The sequence below is a fragment of the Oceanobacillus sp. FSL H7-0719 genome (assembly GCF_045040795.1).
GTDB lineage: Bacteria > Bacillota > Bacilli > Bacillales > Amphibacillaceae > Oceanobacillus.
Map to the genome: position 1 here is coordinate 394582 of NZ_CP150301.1, position 21302 is coordinate 415883.

At 36.3% G+C, this 21302-nt stretch carries 24 protein-coding genes and 1 other annotated feature; of the genes, 15 read left to right on the plus strand and 9 right to left on the minus strand.

The window, feature by feature from the left end; all coding sequences use genetic code 11:
- Positions 1–204: 204 nt before the first annotated feature.
- Both NST93_RS01915 and NST93_RS01920 read left to right on the plus strand, forming a co-directional pair.
- Positions 205–402: a hypothetical protein gene (locus NST93_RS01915; protein WP_405100665.1), complete on the plus strand. Its 198-nt coding sequence runs from the start codon at positions 205–207 to the stop codon at positions 400–402.
- 132 nt (positions 403–534) lie between these two features.
- The gene (locus NST93_RS01920; protein ID WP_405100667.1) at positions 535–1341 is read left to right on the plus strand and encodes an inositol monophosphatase family protein; all 807 of its coding nucleotides are present in this window, start codon (positions 535–537) and stop codon (positions 1339–1341) included.
- A gap of 15 nt (positions 1342–1356) precedes the next feature.
- Here NST93_RS01920 and NST93_RS01925 read toward each other — a convergent pair whose 3' ends face one another.
- Positions 1357–1527 (minus strand): DUF5325 family protein, encoded by a 171-nt coding sequence (locus NST93_RS01925; protein WP_405100669.1) that lies wholly within the window; start codon positions 1525–1527, stop codon positions 1357–1359.
- A 216-nt stretch (positions 1528–1743) separates the two neighbouring features.
- Positions 1744–1868 (plus strand) — a sequence feature (ribosomal protein L20 leader region).
- Between the two features lie 71 nt (positions 1869–1939).
- Between NST93_RS01925 and infC the strand changes: the two genes are divergently transcribed.
- The 5 genes from infC (at position 1940) to NST93_RS01950 (ending at position 4358) form a co-directional block, all read left to right on the plus strand.
- Positions 1940–2443 carry a translation initiation factor IF-3 gene (gene infC, locus NST93_RS01930; protein WP_405100671.1) on the plus strand — a complete coding sequence of 168 codons (504 nt, stop codon included), beginning with the start codon at positions 1940–1942 and terminating at the stop codon, positions 2441–2443.
- 57 nt (positions 2444–2500) lie between these two features.
- Positions 2501–2695, plus strand: a complete 195-nt coding sequence (rpmI, locus tag NST93_RS01935; protein WP_405100673.1) for a 50S ribosomal protein L35 — start codon at positions 2501–2503, stop codon at positions 2693–2695.
- A gap of 59 nt (positions 2696–2754) precedes the next feature.
- The gene (gene rplT, locus NST93_RS01940; RefSeq protein ID WP_405100675.1) at positions 2755–3114 is read left to right on the plus strand and encodes a 50S ribosomal protein L20; all 360 of its coding nucleotides are present in this window, start codon (positions 2755–2757) and stop codon (positions 3112–3114) included.
- A gap of 237 nt (positions 3115–3351) precedes the next feature.
- A complete protein-coding gene (locus NST93_RS01945; protein ID WP_405100677.1) occupies positions 3352–3624 on the plus strand; it encodes a DUF1294 domain-containing protein in 273 nt (90 codons plus the stop codon).
- 134 nt (positions 3625–3758) lie between these two features.
- Positions 3759–4358, plus strand: a complete 600-nt coding sequence (locus tag NST93_RS01950; protein WP_405100679.1) for a TVP38/TMEM64 family protein — start codon at positions 3759–3761, stop codon at positions 4356–4358.
- 16 nt (positions 4359–4374) lie between these two features.
- Here NST93_RS01950 and NST93_RS01955 read toward each other — a convergent pair whose 3' ends face one another.
- Entirely contained in the window at positions 4375–4767 is a 393-nt protein-coding gene (locus NST93_RS01955; protein WP_405100681.1) for a sigma-w pathway protein ysdB, read from the minus strand.
- Between the two features lie 116 nt (positions 4768–4883).
- On the opposite strand from NST93_RS01955, the gene NST93_RS01960 reads away from it, so the two are divergent.
- Positions 4884–5369, plus strand: a complete 486-nt coding sequence (locus NST93_RS01960) for a dUTP diphosphatase (RefSeq protein ID WP_405100683.1) — start codon at positions 4884–4886, stop codon at positions 5367–5369.
- A 73-nt stretch (positions 5370–5442) separates the two neighbouring features.
- Positions 5443–6528: a M42 family metallopeptidase gene (locus NST93_RS01965; protein WP_405100684.1), complete on the plus strand. Its 1086-nt coding sequence runs from the start codon at positions 5443–5445 to the stop codon at positions 6526–6528.
- Between the two features lie 221 nt (positions 6529–6749).
- Here NST93_RS01965 and NST93_RS01970 read toward each other — a convergent pair whose 3' ends face one another.
- The 7 genes from NST93_RS01970 to sspI form a co-directional block, all read right to left on the minus strand.
- Positions 6750–7400 (minus strand): lytic transglycosylase domain-containing protein, encoded by a 651-nt coding sequence (locus NST93_RS01970; RefSeq protein ID WP_405100686.1) that lies wholly within the window; start codon positions 7398–7400, stop codon positions 6750–6752.
- Positions 7401–7460: 60 nt separating this feature from the next.
- Complete coding sequence (locus tag NST93_RS01975) at positions 7461–8132, minus strand: ABC transporter ATP-binding protein (RefSeq protein WP_405100687.1); 672 nt, start codon at positions 8130–8132, stop codon at positions 7461–7463.
- Complete coding sequence (locus NST93_RS01980; protein WP_405100689.1) at positions 8125–9255, minus strand: ABC transporter permease; 1131 nt, start codon at positions 9253–9255, stop codon at positions 8125–8127. The genes NST93_RS01975 and NST93_RS01980 overlap by 8 nt, the downstream gene beginning before the upstream one ends.
- Positions 9252–10475, minus strand: a complete 1224-nt coding sequence (locus NST93_RS01985; RefSeq protein ID WP_405100691.1) for an ABC transporter permease — start codon at positions 10473–10475, stop codon at positions 9252–9254. Before NST93_RS01985 ends, NST93_RS01980 begins: the two co-directional genes overlap by 4 nt.
- A gap of 33 nt (positions 10476–10508) precedes the next feature.
- On the minus strand, positions 10509–12080 hold the full coding sequence (locus NST93_RS01990; protein WP_405100692.1) for a hypothetical protein: 1572 nt from the start codon (positions 12078–12080) through the stop codon (positions 10509–10511).
- 953 nt (positions 12081–13033) lie between these two features.
- Positions 13034–13507 carry a DinB family protein gene (locus tag NST93_RS01995; protein ID WP_405100694.1) on the minus strand — a complete coding sequence of 158 codons (474 nt, stop codon included), beginning with the start codon at positions 13505–13507 and terminating at the stop codon, positions 13034–13036.
- Between the two features lie 105 nt (positions 13508–13612).
- Positions 13613–13825, minus strand: a complete 213-nt coding sequence (sspI, locus tag NST93_RS02000; RefSeq protein WP_405100695.1) for a small acid-soluble spore protein SspI — start codon at positions 13823–13825, stop codon at positions 13613–13615.
- Positions 13826–13924: 99 nt separating this feature from the next.
- Between sspI and NST93_RS02005 the strand changes: the two genes are divergently transcribed.
- The 6 genes from NST93_RS02005 to polX all read left to right on the plus strand — a co-directional run bounded on the left by NST93_RS02005 (position 13925) and on the right by polX (position 21300).
- On the plus strand, positions 13925–14662 hold the full coding sequence (locus NST93_RS02005) for a TrmH family RNA methyltransferase (RefSeq protein ID WP_405100696.1): 738 nt from the start codon (positions 13925–13927) through the stop codon (positions 14660–14662).
- 351 nt (positions 14663–15013) lie between these two features.
- The gene (gene pheS / locus NST93_RS02010; protein ID WP_405100697.1) at positions 15014–16048 is read left to right on the plus strand and encodes a phenylalanine--tRNA ligase subunit alpha; all 1035 of its coding nucleotides are present in this window, start codon (positions 15014–15016) and stop codon (positions 16046–16048) included.
- 13 nt (positions 16049–16061) lie between these two features.
- Positions 16062–18494, plus strand: a complete 2433-nt coding sequence (gene pheT, locus NST93_RS02015; protein WP_405100698.1) for a phenylalanine--tRNA ligase subunit beta — start codon at positions 16062–16064, stop codon at positions 18492–18494.
- Between the two features lie 115 nt (positions 18495–18609).
- Positions 18610–18873, plus strand: coding sequence for a cell division protein ZapA (gene zapA, locus NST93_RS02020; RefSeq protein WP_405100699.1), 264 nt, complete (start codon positions 18610–18612; stop codon positions 18871–18873).
- A gap of 3 nt (positions 18874–18876) precedes the next feature.
- Entirely contained in the window at positions 18877–19419 is a 543-nt protein-coding gene (locus tag NST93_RS02025) for a CvpA family protein (protein ID WP_405100700.1), read from the plus strand.
- A 156-nt stretch (positions 19420–19575) separates the two neighbouring features.
- On the plus strand, positions 19576–21300 hold the full coding sequence (polX, locus tag NST93_RS02030) for a DNA polymerase/3'-5' exonuclease PolX (protein ID WP_405100702.1): 1725 nt from the start codon (positions 19576–19578) through the stop codon (positions 21298–21300).
- Positions 21301–21302 lie beyond the last annotated feature (2 nt).

Sequence of the window (21302 nt, forward strand, 5' to 3'; positions counted from 1 at the left end):
TTGTCAATCAACAGCTCTCTGAAAAAAGCCTAGCAGCGCGAAAGTTTAAGGATTCAAATGTTTAAATCACATTGATTTTGGGAAAAGTTATTTTAAAGATGTTAAAGATATATCTGCTTTAAAATAAACGAACTTCCTGAAATATAAATCATAAACTAAATTAAAGCCGAAATCATAAACATCATATAGAGAGGTGTGATTGAAGTGAAATATCTTATGCAAGCCATAGAAAGACAGGAAGCAAAGCAAAAGCTGCCAGTTATTCGGATGGAAATAGATTATGAACTGATGAATCTTTATGATGCAATGCAGGCTGAAGATAAAGTTGAAATGATTTTAAGTAAAGAAAGACTTACAGCTCTGCACAAGCAATTAACGGACATTATGGGCGAAGATGCATAAAAACCAGGACTTCGTATTTATTGGGGTATCGTACACGATGGTCTAATAAATACGAAGTCCTTTTAATTATCGTTATAGTTTGAGATTTGATACAATAAATAAAGATGGACAGGGATGATGGGGGAATAAAAAATGGATAACATACTTCGTGATAAAATATACACTCATGCAAAGCAGTGGATATTGGCCGCAGGTGAACAAATCAGGAATAAAATAAATGAACCGCGCATTATTACAACAAAGTCTAATCCTAATGATCTTGTAACTGAAATGGACAAGCAGACTGAGGTTTTTTTTATTTCAAAAATAAAGGAAGTTTTTCCTGGTCACTTAATAATAGGAGAAGAAGGATTCGGTGACCAAGTGGATACATTGGATGGTATTGTTTGGATTATTGATCCAATTGATGGAACTATGAATTTTGTTCATCAAAAAAAGAACTTTGCTATCTCGATTGGAATTTATCATGACGGAATTGGTGAAATTGGATTAATTTACGATGTTATGGCTGACGAGCTGTATCAAGCTAAACGATCAGAAGGGGCATATAAGAATAAACAGCCTTTAGTTCAATTGAAATCTAATTTGAAGTTTGAAGAAGCTTTGCTTGGTATGAACCACTACTTTTTATGTGAAAATAGCTTTGTGCAGGAAACGTCAATGCAGCAATTGGTTCGCGCTGTTCGGGGAAGCCGCACATATGGTTCGGCCGCATTGGAATTCGCATATGTTGCTGAAGGGATAATTGATGCTTACCTATCTATGCGATTAGCACCATGGGATATTGCTGCAGGAATTATTCTTGTAAATGAAGTTGGCGGGGTTACAACGAATTTATATGGAGAGGATTTAAATAGGCTTAAGATAAATTCGATTTTAGCATGTAATCCTATGATACAGGAGCAGTTGCATCACTTTATAGAAAAAGGAAGAAAGTGACTGACAGATATACAGTCACTTTCGTTTTCTCTTTAAAGAAAGTCCATAGCCCATAAGGACGAATCCCAAAACAATAAATAAAATAATAAGCCAAATACTGCGTAAAGCTATGGTGTATCCGACACCAATAAACATTGCTACTACCAAAATCGCGAGAAATAAAAATGGCCAATCAATATTTTTCATATTAGCACCCCTAAACTATTTAACCAATTGTAGTATATAGTAAATTTAAAAGTTATTCAAAGTTGAGAGATACAATAAAAATTTTATTGCTACAATAAATAGAGTATGATATAATTCATTATATAGTTGCAATGCCGGCGGAACATTAAACGAACCACTTGACAATGTTTGCTGACGGTGCTATACTATAAAAGTTGAATAAATTTATATGATCTAAAAGACAAGTAGAAGCACCCGCTTCTCACCTGTTCGACGCTAATTGCAGTTGACTGGTTCCTAATGATTTTTAAAAATTGAGGGAAACGTGTGGGTGCATTATGTACCGACGCTTTTTTATTTTTATTAAGTAACCTGTCAAAAAGGATCAGCAACACAAAATATTCGGAGGTGGCTCGAGATTAGCAAAGATAATATGAATGTCAATGAGAAAATTCGTGCTAGAGAAGTACGTCTTATCGATTCAAATGGTGATCAGCTCGGTGTGAAATCACATCAAGAAGCAATGAAGATTGCGCAGACAAGAAATTTAGATTTAGTATTAGTAGCACCTAACGCGAAACCACCAGTTGCTCGTATCATGGACTATGGGAAATACCGCTTCGAAATGCAGAAGAAAGAAAAGGAAGCACGTAAGAAGCAAAAAGTTATTAATGTGAAGGAAGTACGTTTTACACCAGGTATTGGCGATCATGATTTTGAAACAAAATTGAAGAATGCTAGAAAATTCCTGGAAAAAGGCGATAAGGTGAAAGTTGCTGTTCGCTTCCGCGGTCGTGCAATTACGCATAAAGAACTAGGCCGTGAAGTATTAGATCGCTTTGCTGAAGAAGTGAAGGATATCGCAACAGTCGAACAAAAGCCTAAGATGGAAGGCCGTAACATGTTTATGATGGTCGCTCCATTAGCTGATAAATAATAAATGATACTTTCTTAGCAATAAATACTGCTTTAATTTATTTGAGGAGGAAATTCGATGCCAAAAATGAAAACCCATAAAGGGTCACAAAAACGTTTTAAGAGAACTGGATCTGGAAGCCTAAAAAGATCTCATGCATATACAAGTCACTTGTTCGCAAATAAATCTCAAAAACAAAAACGTAAATTACGTAAAGGTGCAATCGTCTCTTCTGGAGATTACAAACGCATCAATTCTATGCTTCCAAGATAAGCAAAGAAAACAGAAATCAATTTGAATTTGGAATGAATTCGTACTAGGAGGGAATTAACATGGCACGTGTAAAAGGTGGAACAGTAACACGCCAGCGTCGCAAACGCGTCCTTAAATTAGCTAAAGGTTATTATGGTTCAAAGAGTAAGTTATTTAAGGTAGCAAAACAACAAGTAATGAAATCAGGTCAATATGCATATCGTGACCGCAGACAGAAAAAACGTGATTTCCGTAAATTATGGATTGCACGTATTAATGCTGCAGCTCGCTTAAACGATATTTCATACAGCAAATTAATGCATGGCTTAAAAGTTGCTGGTATTGATATCAACCGTAAAATGCTTTCTGAATTAGCAATTAATGATACAGAAGCATTCACACAATTAACAAACAAAGCTAAAGATGCTCTAAGCAAATAACAAAAAGGTCAAATCCATTCCATATAGAACGGATTTGACCTTTTTTGTTGCAGCCTGCAGTTTTTAATATAGTTTTCTTCCTATTCTATTCAACTCTATTGGCAGTTCTCGGTTCAATTACGTCTCTCTTGCACGCAGAGTGATGTAATCTGACCCAAAGCCTATTCGTCAGGAAAAGACTGCCACTAGGCTAAATTTGCATAAGATCATTATAAAACGAAAACAAGGGGGATTTGAATGGATAGCTCAATTTTGGCATACATTGCAGCAGTGAATTTACTTACATTGTTTTTAATGAGAGTTGATAAGCAAAAAGCAATTAAAAATCAATTCCGCATTCCTGAAAGAACATTCTTTTTACTTTCTTTTTTAGGTGGAGCAATTGGTACATATATTGGGATGAAAATATTTCGACATAAAACGAAACATGGGAAATTTACGATTGGAATACCTCTTTTAATTGTCTTCAACTTAGCAGCCTTTACATATGTATTTATCTATATGTCATAAAAGATTGGTTTGCTTTCATATACATTAGATAGCTGGAAAATCATGTGGAAAATCCAAAGAGTTTGTTATTCTGCATCGTTTTCCAGCAATTATGTTTATGCTGCAAATGCTCTAGTCTAAGAAAGGGGAGGGACATGGAAGCATTAGGAGCGAATCTCATCATGTATATTGAACTTGGAGGACTGTTCGCACCGATACTGTTTATTTGCTTTCATCTACTCAGACCATTATTATTTATTCCAGTTGTGTTTATTTGTATATTAGGCGGGATTATGTTTGGCCCAATTGCTGGCAGTTTTTATTCTTTAATTGGAATTACACTATCGAGTATTCTGTTTTATGGCATCTATTGCAAGTTGCCGAATACACTTAATCGCGTATCGCGGATTAAACAGCGTTTAATGGGAGAGAATAGAGAGCTCACAAGATCACAAATTGTAATATTGAGGCTGGTGCCCTTTATTCACTTTCATCTATTATCGCTTTGTCTAATTGAAATTTCATCAGGATTTAGAGACTACGCGAAGGCCTCTTTACTATCAAATATGCCCCTTGCATTAGTTTATACCTCTATTGGTGGTACCATTTCCAGTCTTTCACCACTTGCTGTGATCTTAATTATGATGCTTCTGTTATGTTTACTTTACTTATTACGAAAAAAAGAGATTATTATCAGATGGCAGGATTTCTTTCCGATTACAGGTAACACGAAACACACATCAATGAAATTATAATGATGTGTGTTTTGTGTTATTCTACAGGTGTTAAAATTAACTTATTGATTGGATGCTTCCATTCAATTTTAGCGTACGGATAGCGCAATAATAACTCATTTTCTAGGAAGTAAATATCATCACGCGTAATGCCATTTAACTCAATAGGCTTGCGGACAGTTACATGTATGTTTAAAACTTCAAAGGAATTTTCTGTTGCACCTAAATATTTTTCAGCTTCAAAAAGACATCCCCGATATACAAATTGAATATTTTTCTTACTGTTATCTGGTTCATCAGCGAAATAAAAGGTTTTTAAATCTTTAGCAATCCTCATTTTTCTTTCTGGGCTTTTTAAATATTCAATCCAAGTATATACAAGGATAATGATTGCAAGCAGAATAAGTATCCGAAATAAAAGTACGAGCATTTCCATCGTCCCCTTGCTTGTTATATACTATATGTACGAAACGTTACTTTATAAGGTTTCACTTTTAACAAAAAAACATGTTACGATAGAAAAAACAAAAGAGGAGAAGAGGAAATATGAACTGGGAAAAACTCTATGTCATGCAAGAACAGCTTGATTCTTATATTGCTGAAAATCACAATTTGAAAGGAAAAGATTTATTTAATGAAAGGTATTTAGCGTTATTAGTGGAGCTGGGCGAACTTGCAAATGAAACACGCTGTTTTAAATTTTGGAGTAATAAACAAAGAAGCGAGGATGAAACCATTCTTGATGAATATGTAGATGGAATACACTTTTTATTATCTATTGGTTTAGAAAAACATCTTCGCTATCTTAGCGTAGATGTACAGGCAGCAGAAACAAATGAAACAGAGCAATTTAATGAAATTTTTACGAAAGCATCTCTTTTTAAACAAGATCCTTCCTTGGAGAAATACAACACATTATTTCACGAGTATTTAAAGTTAGGGAAAATACTAGGATATTCAGAAACGGATATCCAGGCTGCATATTTCAAGAAAAATGAAATCAATTTTGAACGACAGGATTCTGGGTATTAATTACTCATTCTTTGAAATCTGAATTTTAAACGTTTATACTATGAAGATAATGTAGTGAGAAAGGGTGCACATAATGACGAAAATGGATGAAACATTGACAATGCTTAAGGACTTAACTGATGCGAATGGGATTCCCGGCAATGAAAGAGAAGTTAGAGAAGTATTCGAAAAGTATATTTCTCCATATGCAGATGAGGTAGTAACAGATAATTTAGGAAGTTCGATTGCTCGAAAAGCAGGAGATGCAAATGGACCTAAAATTATGATTGCAGGTCATTTAGACGAAATTGGTTTTATGGTAACGCGTATAGATGATAAGGGGTTTGTGTATTTTCAAACCGTGGGCGGCTGGTGGAATCAAGTGATGCTGGCACAGCGTGTCACAATTATGGGATTAGAAGGGGATGTAACGGGGCTTATCGGTTCTAAACCGCCACATGTTCTCTCAGCCGAAGCACGGAAGAAGCCATATGCCATCAAGGATATGTTTATCGATGTGGGAGCTTCGAGCAAGAAAGAGGCTGAAGAGTTTGGAGTTCGTCCTGGCCAATCGATTGTGCCTTATTTCGAATTTACTCCATTAAAAAACGAGAAAATGCTGATGGCAAAAGCTTGGGATAATCGTATTGGACTTGCTATAGCGATTGAAGTATTGAAGCAATTAAAGGATGTCGATCATCCCAATATTGTATATGGTGTTGGAACGATTCAAGAAGAGGTCGGTTTAAGGGGTGCTAAAACATCAGCACATAAAATTGAACCAGATATCGGTTTTGGAGTCGATGTTGGCATTGCTGGAGATACTCCAGGGATTGCAGCACATGAAGCAGACAGCAAGCTAGGCAAAGGCCCGCAAATCGTGCTTTATGATGCTTCTATGGTTTCCCATAAAGGATTGCGTGATCTTGTTGTAAAGACAGCTGATGACAACGGTATTCCTTATCAATATACATCAATTGCCGGCGGCGGAACAGACTCCGGTTCAATTCATTTGACAGCTAACGGGGTGCCATCATTATCAATTACTGTTGCAACACGCTACATTCATTCGCATGCAGGAATTCTCCACCGTGATGATTTCGAAAATGCAGTAAAACTTATTGTTGAAGTAATTAAGCAGCTTGACACAGATACAGTAAAAGAATTAATCCTAGCTTAATCTTATTAACAGTATGTGGAACAGCTGATGATTTGACTGTATTTCTATGGAAACTACTCTGTGAAAAGAAGAATGAAGGCTGCAGGGTTATTCATTAGACATCAGAGTTACTTTAATATTATTACGATATAAAACATTTTAGTTAAATCAGCGTTGTACAAATGAAGGAATTTGATAGATACAAAAACAGCAAGGTATGTGTATACCTTGCTGTTTGCATTTTAAGCTAAATAGCTGTTCATTACCTTGCCTACATAATTTCTTGTTTCTGTAAAGGGTGGTATTCCTTGGTATTTGTCAACATTGCCTGGCCCTGCATTATAAGCAGCCAGTGCGAGTTCTGTATTTTGATTATACTTATTCAGCATTTGTCGCAAATATTTTGTTCCGCCTAATATATTTTCACGCGGGTCATAAGAATTAACGACACCAAGTCCGCGCGCAGTGCCTGGCATTAACTGCATAAGGCCCTGGGCGCCTGAGGAACTTGTAGCATTTGGATTATAGCTTGATTCTGCATTAATTACAGAGTGAATAAGTGTTTCATCTACTTGATAAATACGGCTTGCTTCGGCAATATAAGTGTCATATGCTGTAGAGTTATTTGTATTATTATTATTATTAGTTATATTAGGATAATAAATTGGTGACGCAAAAGTTTGTGATACAGATGATTGAACATTATTTCTCACTGGTTGATCCAGATTCTGCTGATTCATCATCATTGCTTGATTAATCTTTTCTTGAAGCATTTGTTTAAAAGCTGCGTCAGCAAGTGATGCATCATTTGCTGGTGCTGACAATCCTGATCCTGAAGTCATTGCTGATAATGCCTGCATCTGAATCATCTGTTGTAAATCATTTATTTCCATTCGATTATCCCTTCCTTTTCTACTGACTATTTTACTAGTAAAATAGGATTAAATCAATATTTAAAAAGAAATAATTGGTTTCTTATCTTCTTGTAAAATAGTTTTATAAAACGGATCATTTCCAATACAAACGACCATATCACACAGTGAACGGATTTCATCCATATCGTGTGAGATATAAATAATCATTTTATGATTTTCTTTTGCTTGCCGTTTTAAGTATTCCCCGATTTCCATACGTGACTTTAAGTCTATTCCTGCAGTCGGCTCATCAAGGAGCAAAAGGGCAGGGTCATGAATAAAACTAATAGCGAGATTTAATTTGCGTTTCATTCCACCAGACAATGTTTTTACCGGTTCATTCCATTTTTCCAGCTTCATATCAAGGCAAAGCTGTTTTAATTCGAGCTCAGACCTTTTAACCCAAGATAATTCTTCAAAGAATTTCATATTATCTTTAACGGAGAGTTCCTCCCAAACTGCAATATCTTGAGGAACAAAGCCAATGTTTTTGCGAACGTCTTTTTTGTTTTGCTTGTAATTCAAATTAAATAAATGAATATCTCCACTTGTTGGCTTTTTTAATGTAGCTAATATGGATAATAAAGTAGACTTACCTGCACCATTTTCACCAACAAGTCCAATTATTTTTCCGGGCTCTACTATAAAATCTATCTTATCTAGAATTGTTTTCTTGCCATATAATTTTGAGATTTGGTTGAGTTTAAGCATGCTGTTTCTCTCCTTTAGCGAACCAAATACTGATAAAACAAAGAAATACAAGAATCCAAGGACTCCAAAGCTTTTCTGCTAGAAATGGCTGAATTGGATTCAATATTTCAATCCATTCAAAACGAAAGTTCAGTCCTTCAATTGGGATAATTGCACCGCTTAGAATGGTAACAAGCAAAGTAATGATAAAACTTATCGCATAATAGATTGTAACCTTTTGAAAACATACAGCAAGCATAAAAGTGAATGCTGTTGTTGTTAGGCGAAAGCTAAACAGCTGCAGCAGCAAACTTATACTGATATCCGTACTATATAATTGCTTGAAGAGAAATATAGTAATGCTGTCAAGAACAAAAAAGACAATTATATATAATAAAGTATTCAATAATAAATAGCCTTTGATTGAAAACCTGGAAAATACCAGGCGCGGAATAGCGTTGGCATGTCTTTCTTTAATTAACCAGTCAAATATTAACAGGGTAGACAGTAAGCTGAGAATTGCCCAAATTAACCATGGACTGTTGAATAATAAAATATCTTCACTTGTATTAGAAGTTTTTTCTCCTGCGAAGGCAAACCTGCTGTTTAACAAATCTTGATTTCTCTCTGTTTGAATAACTCGATTGATAATTTCAGTTTCAGACCAGTTCTGATTCGCTGAAGAAGCAATTGAGTGAACAGTTTCGACAGTTTTCGCCCGCCCGCTGTCTTTTTGGATCAGTGACAGAATTGATTCCCTAATCACTGGATAAGCTAAAGACAGGTCGGATTGATAACCAACTACTAATCTATTCCGGTTGCCTTCTTTAATATTAGTATCATAGCCTTGTCTAATGATAAAAGCACTGTCCAATTCATGACTTTCCACTAGCCTTTTTGCTTTATTTTCAGTCGTCTCTACGACATGAAGCAAGGGTGATTGTTTTAGCTCGGTAATTAAATTTGTTGTTAAAGGTGTTTCTTCCTCTAAAACAATGCCCACTGGTATTTTACTATCTTCCTGAATGAGATTAGCAACGAATAGCAATCCTATTGTCAGAAAAGGTGGCAGTAAAAGCCAAAATCCCAATGAAAACCAAGATTTCTTCCAAAGCATAAGGCGTGTTTTTAAAATAGCTTTCATTCTTTTACACGCTCCTTCAAAATTGACACGGCAATTAATACAAACATAAAAACTGAAGTCATTAATAACAGTGGTATGTAATCCGCATAGAATCGCTGGTTTAAAATAATATCGGTTAACCAGCTGAAAGCTTCTGCTGAAAACAGATATGGAATACTTTCTTCTACCCAAACAGGGAAATAAATAGTAGGGATTACTGCGCCGCTGATTAATAATAAAACCAGAGTAATTGCTGTTTGTACAAGCATGCGAAGCTTTTCTTGTTTCATGATTACTTCAATAATTGCTAAAAAGATAAGAAAAGAAAGACTATGTAGTGAAATAATGATACCAAGACGAACAATATTTTCTGTTGCCAACTGTAAATCCAGTATATGATACATCCCTAAAAAGGCTAAAAATGATAGAGGTAAGACAAAAGTAAAAATGACGAATAATTTCGCGAAAATTTGCTGTAACTCTGTAACACCATATAATTTTATTCTGCTGCTGATTAGCCTTTGCTCTTTTTTTGATAGGAACTGATAAATTATCAATAACCATAGGCTCGTAATGATGAACCAGCTCCCAATACTAAAATAATGTAAAGGAGAGGAGGTTGTTTTATTAACTGCTTCTCTATCATAAATAATTGTTTCACGACCTAAGGTATGAAAAACATGCTCCTTAAATTGCTCGAATACAAAATCATTTCTCTCGTTATCTGACATACCAATTTCTTTCGCGTAATGACTTAACGAGAGTATGTTGGCCTGTGAGTTACGAATTTGTCTTATAACACTATTAATAAGCTCTGAAATCATGAAGCTTTCAGCGGGCTTGCTAGGATTTCCCACAATTGATAGATTGACTGAGTCTCCTGTATATATACCATTCGTAAATTTATCAGGGAATATGAGATATGCTCCTAATTCGTCTGCCGCTATTTTTTGATTGGCTTCTTGTTCAGACATCGTTTTTATTTGCATGAATGAACTTAATTGAGAAGACTCCTCAATAAGGGAGCTGATGAGCAGTGTTTCCTCGGATTGGTCGAAATCAACAATCCCAATTTGAATTGGGCTCTGTTCTTCTTGGTAGAAGAAAGAAATAAGCATAAAGGCTATGAGCCCAATCATGAGAATAGGAAGTAATAAAAGAAAAGGAAGTGAAAACCACTTCCTCCAAATTTGCATATAATATTTTTTTATGAAAAGTAGAATATGCTTTATAAAATGCATAAAAGCACTCCATTTCTTTATCTAATGTTAATGTTAGAAACCTGAAGCTCCGCCCATCATTAGACCGTACATCCATTCTTCTAAAGCTGGGTAAAATTCTGTTCCGAAGTAATTATTTAGTTCTTCAGCAGACATTGTTCCAAGGTCTCTGAAGTTTTCATTTTCAGGTATTTCTACACCATCAATAACTTTTCCTTCAATATTTAAATGTAATCCAACTGTGTCCATTGGAAGATCAGCAGTACCTACTTTAAAAGTATGCTCAGAATCCATTTGGTCTTTATCGTAGTTGGCAACACCATTCCATTGTACCTCGGCATTGTTTATCCCATCATTGAAGAGCAGAGCACGTTCAAAATCACGGCTGCCGTCTTTAAGTGTTTCATTACCTTCGTACGTGATTACTGCATCTGCTGCAGTAAGTGTAACTGTATCATTTGCCTTACTATCTTTCCAAGTCAATTCTCCCGCTAATTGGAAACTTCCTTCATCAAAGTTATCAGCAAATCCAAAGTTATAATCAAACCATTGAGAAGCAGCTGTGAGGAGCTGGCTGCCTGTTACAGAAAGTGTAACTAAATCCTCTTCATTAGGTCCAATTTCGATTGAAAGGTCACGCTGAACAATAAGTCCATCATTTACCCAAATTGTAGAGTTTATCCCATTAGGAATGTGCAGATTGTCAATTTCTTGTTTTGCTTGCTCCAGACTATTTTCATATTCTGCAAGTGCTTCATCAATTTCTGTTTCGACCAAGCTGCCGCCAATTTGTCCATATGTTAACTGGTTTTTAATAATTTCTTTCATACGCTCATCATTTTTCATTTTATCAAATGTAAGTGTAAGAAGCTCTTTTACCTCTTTTTCTGATAATGCCATCTCAATTTTTTCCGCTTTAATCGAATCACCGTTCACATCAATTTTTTCATCTGTACTTGTGAAGGATTCCTCTGAAATTTCATCATAAAGAAGGTCTAGATATTCTTTCTTTAGGTAATCTATATCCTCTTCAGTAAGGAATTCTCCTTGGCTTTCAAATAGTTGTGCGAAGTCTATTGATTCTTCAGTATCAAATGTATAAGGATCTAATTCGTGTAATAATGAACCCAGATCTTCGTCTTTGACTTGCAATACTTCATTGATGAATGGTGTTTGCAAAAGTAAATCATCTGCTGTTAAGAATAGGTTGAAGCCCTCAACAGATAATCCGGCTACATTTGCTGACAATCCAGCTGAAATCTCTTTGTTCTCCATGTCAGTTTGAGTTAAAACTGTTAAAGTGGAGTTGTTAATAATTTGCGCGGGATCCATCATCATTGGATCTTGTGCTGGTACATTATAATTCGCGGAAATATCAATTTTAGATTCAGTTGCAGTTTCTTTTGTCTTATCAACCCATTCAATTTCTGGCGCATACTTTTTCTCCAGCTGTTCTACAATAAAATCATAGGAATCCTTTTCAGCTTTGAAGTAAGCCACCTTTGGATTTGAAGATACCATTGACATGACAATGGCTGCTCCGCCAATGAGAACTGCAATTGCAACTATAATTGCTATGAGTCCTTTGGGAGACCTCTTTTTTTCTGTTTGATTTGAATCATTCATTACATTTTTCTCCTTCCCATAGACACTACTATATTTTTAGCTTTCTCTTTTTTCTTAAAAAGGACTAAGTGTCTAAATTGTTTATATCACTTACGTTTGTACTCGTCAATTGGTTTCAAAATTATTGTTTTACTATTTTCGCAGATTTCAGTGGTTGTCAGAGGAAACTGCAGCCTGGGCAATCAACTAATTACTCCATGCTGGACTTATGTATACGAATAAATTATGCTTCCGGTAATCTCGAGAGTACTCACTAACTCATAATATGTCTGGTCAGCTTTTTCAATGCACTGTTAAAAAACATTATTGCAGTAAAAATTAATATTCAGTGGATAACATATCTTTCTAAGTTGTTTTTTTCTCAAAGCCGGCCTAATTGATGAATGAGGGGAAATATAATGTGTCTTTTTGAGATATATGGTATAATTAACATAGAAATTAAATTAGGATAAAGCCACTCTATATTGCGAGTATAGAGCGGCAATAATGGACCGGCCCTTTGTCGAAGGATAGGGGAGGCATAACTTAAGAATAATCCCTTATTAGCAACGGAGAAGCACATAAGGGGTTATTTTTCTTTTTTGTCTGCCATGATAAAGGCAATTAATGCAGCAAAAGAAATCATTAATGTTAATGCGTCGCTTATACTCACAGGAAAAACCTCCTTTCCTAGCAGATATTAAAAGGGAAAGGGTGCCTGTCCTTCAGAGGAAGCTAGTCCATTGTAGACTATTATAACACAAACGGAACATTTGTTCCTAAATATATTTAAAAAGTAATAAAATTTAATGATTAAGTAACTCAATTCATGTACGAATTGAACTTAATGTGGATCAGTTTTGGTTATATCGGTGGTGCCATCTTATTTTCAGCAATAAAAAAGCCTTACGGAGAAGATTATCCGTAAAGCATTTTTATAAAGAATGTCACACTCATTGCTTTTGCAGCTATTGTTATTTTTCTTCTCTCGTTGGGCCCATTACCCCAGGCACCTTCAATCCAGCTTGGCGCAGCAAGACAGTGATTTGACCGCGATGATGCGTTTGATGGTCAATCAGCATGCGTAAAATTTCACCTCTAGGAGTGGGCGTGCCGTGTTGATCGACATTCTCAATTAAGCTGTCGTCAGTAAATGAATCTTTTACTTTGTCGGTCAGTTCTTTACTGATTGCCTTGTAGCTATCAACAATCAGATTTGCATCTCTGGGAACAGTGCGTATATCGCCGGGCACAGTTACTGTTAAACCGAGCAAACCTGCAAAGTACTGTTGGGCGCTTGTAATGTGCCAGCCGAGCCAGCCTAATGTATTATGGCCTTCCACAATAGCCTGTCCAAGCTTTTCATCTGTCATTGCCTCAAGTGCCTTTATTGTTCCTGCGCGTGCTTTTTCCCAATCTTTAATGAAATCATCTACTTTTCTATACATGGAATGACCTCTTTCTTTATTGTGATATTTCTAGTTTACCATGTGAAAAGTAAGATTCAAATCATCTGTATTTAACACAGCTGTCAAATGAGTGTTCTATTATTCTTAAGCCATTTTGACTCCAGCAGCAAGACTGTCTACCATTTCTTGCTTTTTTCCTTCATCTGATTGCTTCCAAATTAATTCAAAGAGTACACCAAGACCTGGGAGCATTTTTTCCTCACCATTTTGGATTGCATCAATGATTGTGGCTTCTAACTGTGATTTATCATTATTCGATATATTACTTAGAATCGCTTTACGTAAGTTTAAATCCATTATTCATTCCTCCTAATTATAAGTAGTTGAAGTTAGTTTGACCAAAGCATAGAAAAATATGTATGATATGAGAGAGAAAAAAAGCAGAGGATGAATACTTTGATTACATCAGCGAAAAATGAAAAAGTGAAATCCTGGCGCAAACTCCATAAGCGTAAAGGACGTAAAGATGCAAATGCTTTCTTAATAGAAGGTTTCCATTTGATTGAGGAAGCTTGGAAAAGCAACGAGGAGATTGTTGAGATTATTGTCGAGGAGTCTGTGGAACTGCCTGATTGGAGTAAAACTTATCCAGTTGAACTTGTTACAGAGCAGGTTTTTCAGCAAATAACACAGACATTGACACCACAGGGAATCGCAGCAGTTGTTGCAATGAAACAAGTTGACAATAACGAAGCAAAAAATATGATTTTAATCGATGCAGTGCAGGATCCCGGGAATTTAGGAACAATTATACGCACTGCAGATGCAGCTGGTATGGATGCAGTTGTCTTAGGGAGAGGAACTGTTGACTTATATAATGATAAAGTTATCCGGGCAACGCAGGGATCACTTTTCCATATTCCCATTTACGAAGCAGATTTAATCGAGGAGATTGCAGAAATTAGGGAAAATGGTTTTGAAATCTGGGCTACTTCATTAGATGGGGCGGTGCCATATAATAAGGTGACAGTCCCAGAAAAAACAGCAATTATTCTGGGGAATGAAGGAGCGGGTGTTGATAAAGAATTGATTGAAATGGCCGATAAGCGTGTAGTTATTCCGATTTATGGGAAGGCAGAGTCACTGAATGTCGGAACTGCTGCGGCTGTTTTGATGTATCATTTAAAAAGTTAAAGTTGCAAGTATAGGCTAATTTATTTATAATAAATATAAATAGAATAATTATACTCAATGAATTAAATTAAAATAAGCATTGAAAGAGCCTGGTAATATGCATTGCTGCAATAAAGGGAGGAAATGCCTTGACTGGAAGCATTTCTATTGCATGAGATATTACTATTTCACTCTGGAGCTGGCACTTGGACCTTGTGAACTACAAGTAAAGGTGAACCCGGATGAACATCCGTTATCAAAGTAAAGTTGGACAGTTTATTTTTGCTGTCAACAAGGGTGGTACCGCGAAATAATAGCCTCGTCCCTTTTAAGGATGAGGCTTTTTTATGTGTAAAAAAGGAGGAAATATACATGAAAGAGCAATTAGAGAAATTGCAGCAGGATGCACTTGCACAAATTAATGCTGCTGAAGAGTTAAAAGAACTTCAGGATATCCGTGTTGCTTATTTAGGGAAAAAGGGATCAATTACAGGTGTACTAAAAGGGATGGGCAAGCTGTCGCCTGAAGAACGTCCAGTAATTGGCGAAGTTGCTAATAAGGTGCGCAATACAATTACAGATGCAATAGAAGAGAAGTCACAAAAACTTGAAGAAATTGCATTGAATAAACAATTGGAAGCTGAAGCGATCGATGTAACCTTACCAGGCCGTAAAGTTCAAGCTGGCGGACCGCATCTTCTAACAAGTATTGTTGAAGAGATTGAAGATTTATTTATTGGTATGGGCTATGAAGTGAAGGAAGGTCCTGAGGTGGAAACTGATTATTTTAATTTTGAAGCATTAAATCTGCCAAAGGATCACCCTGCCCGCGATATGCAGGATTCATTCTATATCACGAACGAGTTGCTGCTACGTACGCATACATCCCCAGTACAAGCAAGAACAATGAAGGAATACAAAGGTGAAAAGCCGTTTAAGATGATTTGCCCGGGTAAAGTCTATCGCCGTGACAGTGATGATGCGACACATTCCCATCAATTTACACAAATTGAAGGACTATTTATTGATAAAAAAGTGCGCATGAGTGACTTAAAGGGAACCTTAAACGCTTTTGCCAAGAAAATGTTTGGTGAGGACCGCAATATTCGTATGCGTCCAAGCTTTTTCCCATTTACAGAACCGTCTGTTGAGATGGATATTTCTTGTAAGGTTTGTAATGGAGAAGGCTGCAGTGTATGTAAACATACTGGCTGGATTGAAATTCTTGGGGGTGGAATGGTCCATCCGAAAGTATTGGAAATGGGTGGCTATGATCCGAAAGTATATTCCGGCTTCGCATTCGGTATGGGTCCAGAGCGAATCGCCATGCTTAAATATGGCGTCAGCGACATTCGCAGTTTTTATACAAACGATATCAGATTCTTAAAACAGTATCATCAAGCATAAGGAGGAAGACGCATTGTACGTATCATATAATTGGCTGAATAATTACGTTGATTTAGGAGGAATCTCTCCTGAAGCACTGGCAGAAAAAATAACGAAGTCTGGGATTGAAGTAGAAGGTGTGGAATACATTGTTTCTGAGAAATCAACTGACGTTGTAGTTGGTCATGTTGTTTCTTGTGAAAAGCATCCTGATGCAGATAAGCTTAATCTTTGTCAGGTTGATGTGGGCACAGAGCAATTGCAAATTATTTGTGGTGCTCCAAACGTCGCTGAAGGTCAAAAAGTTGTGGTTGCAAAACCTGGCGCTGTTTTACCGGGGAATTTTAAAATTAAAAAAGTAAAGCTTCGTGGAATTGAATCGAATGGAATGATTTGCTCTCTGCAAGAACTGGGAGTCAAAGAGAAGTTTATCCCTTCAGAATTCACAGATGGCATTTATGTGTTGCCTACGGATGCAGCAGTAGGGGAAACTGCAGACAAACTATTAAACTTAAGTGATGCTGTGCTTGAACTTGATGTTTTAGCAAATCGTGCAGATGCTTTAAGTATGTTAGGCATTGCTTATGAGGTAGGAGCAATCCTTGAGAAACCTGTTATCTTACCGAATGAACAAATAGAGAGTAAATCAGCTGAACAAGCTGCAGATATGGTGTCAGTTGAAGTAGAAGCAAAAGATTTAAATCCTTATTATGGAGCATTCATTATTAAAGACGTTGTTATTAAGCCATCTCCAATCTGGATGCAAAATTATTTATTAGCTGCCGGCATCCGTCCAATTAATAATGTTGTAGATATTACGAATTATGTATTATTGGAATATGGCCAACCGTTGCATGCTTTTGATTTTGATCGATTTAATTCAGATAGAGTGCTCGTTCGCCGTGCAAGAGAAGGTGAAGAAATTGTAACGCTGGACAACCAAACACGGAAGCTTACAGCTGAGAATCTGGTTATTACGAATGGCACGGAACCTGCCGCACTTGCAGGAGTTATGGGTGGTGCTGATTCAGAAGTTACAGCTGAAACGAAAACAATTTTGCTTGAAGCAGCCTTCTTTGATTCCCTTTCAGTAAGAAAAACAGTGAAAGAAACAGGATTGCGCAGTGAGTCAAGTACTCGATTTGAAAAAGGTGTGGATCCGAAGCGTGTTAAAAAGGCTGGTTTTAGAGCCTGCCATCTACTGGAGAAATATGCGGGAGGTACTGCTCTGCAAGGCCTTAGTGAATATGATGACCTTGATTATTCGGAAAGAACGGTTGAGGTTAATGCTAACATAGTGAATCAGCGACTCGGTTCAGAGATTAGCAAGGATGAAATTGCATCTATTTTACAACGATTGCAGTTCCCATTTGAGCAAAATGATGCAGATTTTATCGTTACGATTCCAACAAGAAGACAGGATATTACTATTTTTGAAGATATTTTAGAAGAAATCGTCCGAATCTATGGGTATGATCGTCTGCCATTTACCTTACCTGAAGGAGATGGCCAGGTTGGAGAACTGAGTGAAAAACAGCGTCTGAGAAGAGAGATAAATTCTTATTTCCAAGGCGTTGGTCTAATGGAGAACAGAACATACTCCCTGACAAATAAAAAAGATATTGAAAAACTAATTAGTCCGGAGATTCAAACTCAATCTCCAATCCCAGTAGCCTTAGCGAAGCCGATGAGTGAGGAACATAAATACTTGCGTTTAAGCTTATTACCAGACCTAATTCGTTCCTTAACCTATAACCTAGCTAGAAACCAAAGTGATGTAGCTTATTATGAAATAGGTTCAATCTTTGTTTCTCAAGAAGAACAAATCACAAAACAACCTAATGAAATTTTGCGTGCAGCTGGTGCTGTTACAGGAAATTGGATAGATAATGCATGGCAAGGAGAAGTGAGACCAGTTGACTTTTACGTTGTCAAAGGAATTATCGAAGGGCTCTTTAACCTGTTAAAGCTTCCTGTTACATTCGAGCAAGCGAAAATAAAGGATATGCATCCTGGCAGAACTGCTGTCATTAAACTCGAGGGCCGTACAATTGGTTTTGTTGGACAGCTTCATCCATTGCTTGCAAAAGAAGCAGACCTTAAGGAAACATACGTATTTGACATTCATTTTGATGCTGTACTTGATGCATATGAAAATGTACCGAGTTTCACAGAAATTCCGAAATATCCAGCAGTTTCTCGTGATATTGCATTTATCCTGGATCAAGAAGTTCTGGCAGGTGATGTTCAAGATCTCATTAAAGAAATTGGCGCACCATTAGTGAAGCAAGTAGATATTTTTGATGTGTATCAAGGAGAACATTTAGAAGAGGGAAAGAAATCAATTGCATATCACCTGCTCTATCAGGACCCTGAGAAAACACTAAAGGATGATGAAGTTGAGACATCCTACGAGAAAATCGTAAAAGCAGTCGCAGAAAAATTTAGTGGATATATAAGATCATAAAAGCAAAAGCGGGATATTTTTGGGAGACCTTAAATGTCCCGCTTTTAATTAATACTACAATTTATAAGAAAATAATGTTATTATAAATGGTAGTATTTTTGGCGGGGGGATCACCATGACAGAACAGAAAAAAAATAAAATAACTGTGGAAATTTACAATAAAACGTATACGATTGTTGGAGCCGAATCAAAAAGCCATGTAGAACTGGTAGCAAGTCTTGTTGATCAAAAAATGAATGAAATCCATCGCCATAATAAACATCTGGATTCATCAAAGCTTGCGGTTCTTACAGCAGTTAACACGATGAATGATTATTTAAAACTTAAAGAGGACTATGCAACACTGCTGGGTTCAATCCACAGGAAAGAGGAAAAATAATCTATGCTTGATATCATTTTAATTGTTTTATTATTATTTGGTTTATTTATTGGGCTGGCACGCGGTTTTATTTTACAGCTTTTACATTTAGTCGGATTTATTACTGCATTTGTGGTAGCAGCTATTTATTATGATGACTTAGCTGGTATGTTGGAATTATGGCTGCCATATCAGGAAATTAAAAATAATGCATGGGCTGATTTTCTGAATGCCTTGCCATTAGAAATGGCATTTTATAGTATTGTTTCATTTGCAATCATATTTTTTGCAGTAAAAATCATTCTGCAAATCATTGCAAATATGCTTGATTTTGTTGCTTCGATTCCATTGATTAATATAGTGAATAAGTTGTCAGGTGCTGTTTTAGGGCTCGTGGAGGTTTATCTAATTGCATTCATTATTCTGTTTGTACTTGCCCTGACACCGGTTGAAGGTATTCAGACAGCATTAAATAATTCATTCATTGCAATGCTGATGCTAGAGAAAACTCCATATTTCTCTGGGAAAGTATTTGATTTAATTCAAACATATGTTTCGAACCTTTAAGACAGGCTGGAGCTTAGATACAGGAGAAGACCAATTCGTCGTATTAGTAATGCATCTGCATTCCATGTAGAATGTATATAGCTGAACAGGAAGGGTCTTTTTTTCATGTTTAGCCTTTATTAAATTATAGTATATTAGAAACAGGTGAATATCATTATGCAAATTAATAAAAAAGATATTATAAAATTACTTGAAAAAATTGCTGTTTACTTAGAATTAAAAGGTGAAAATCCGTTTAAAATATCTGCTTACAGAAAAGCAGCACAGGCTCTTGAAACGGATAATCGTTCATTAGAAGAAATTGATGACTTCACAAAAATAAAAGGTATTGGCAAAGGAACTGGGGCTGTAATTGCAGAATATATACAAGAAGGAAAATCAACAGAACTTGAAACATTGCAGCAGGAAATACCACAGGGGCTTATTCCGCTGTTGGAATTGCCTGGTTTAGGCGGAAAAAAACTGTCCAAAATCTACAAAGAATTAAATGTAATTGATGCTGTAAGTCTACAGCTTGTTTGTGAGAATGGTGAGCTGGAAAAGCTGGCTGGTTTTGGCAAAAAAACGGTTGAAAATATTTTATCTGCCTTAGAAGAAGCGGGGAAGCGTCCCGAACGTATAGCAGTGGCAATTATGCTTCCTATTGCAGAGAGGATTGAAACATACTTAAGCTCAATAGAAAGTATAACCCGCTTTTCAAGAGCGGGGAGTCTGCGCCGCATGCGTGAAACAATCAAGGATCTTGACTTCATTATTTCTTCAGTGGAACCTGCAAAGGTAAGAGAAGAGTTATTAAAAATGCCAGGTATTAAAGAGGTAATTGCCAAAGGGGATACAAAGGTTTCAGTTACAATTGAGGAAGTATATGATATTAATGTAGATTTCCGTATCGTAAAAGATGAGGAATTTACAACTACATTACATCATTTTACTGGATCTAAGGATCATAATGTTGCGATGCGTCAGCTGGCTAAATCCCGCGGAGAAAAAATCAGTGAATATGGAATAGAAAATACAGAAACAGGGGAAATTCTTACCTTCCAAAACGAAAAGGAATTCTTCCAGCATTTTGACTTACAATTTATTCCTCCAGCGATGCGTGAGTCTAACGGAGAAATTGAGTTATTTAGCGGTGAAAAAGTACAGGAATTTATCAGCCTTGCAGATATCCGCGGTGATTTGCATATGCATACGACTTGGAGCGATGGGGCGCAAAACTTAGAAGAGATGGTAAATAAAGCCCGTGAAAAAGGTTATGCATTTATCGCTATCACAGACCACTCAAAGTTTTTGCGTGTAGCAAATGGATTAGATGAAACACGTCTTCGTAAACAGCGGGAAAAGATTGCTGCCTTAAATGAAAAATACAGAGACATTCATATATTTGCAGGAGTAGAGATGGATATACTGCCTGATGCAACATTAGATTTTTCTGAAGCATTTTTAAAAGAAATGGACTTTGTAATTGGTGCAATCCACTCAAGCTTCAATCAAAGTGAAGAAAAAATCATGACAAGATTGTATCATGCATTAGAAAATCCATATATCTCCTTAATTGCCCATCCGACTGGAAGGTTGATAGGTCGCAGAGAAGGCTATAGAGTAAATATAGAAAAATTAATTGAAAAAGCAAAGGAAACAAACACAGCATTAGAGCTTAATGCAAATCCAAATCGTCTGGATTTGTCTGCTAAATGGTTGAAATATGCCCAAGAAGCAGGAGTGAATATCGCAATCAACACAGATGCCCATAATTATCAAATGCTTGAGCATATGAAATATGGTGTAAGTATTGCTAAAAAAGGCTGGATTAAAAAAGATACAGTAATAAACACATGGACCAAAGACAAACTGACAGAGTTTTTTAATCGTAATAAATAGAG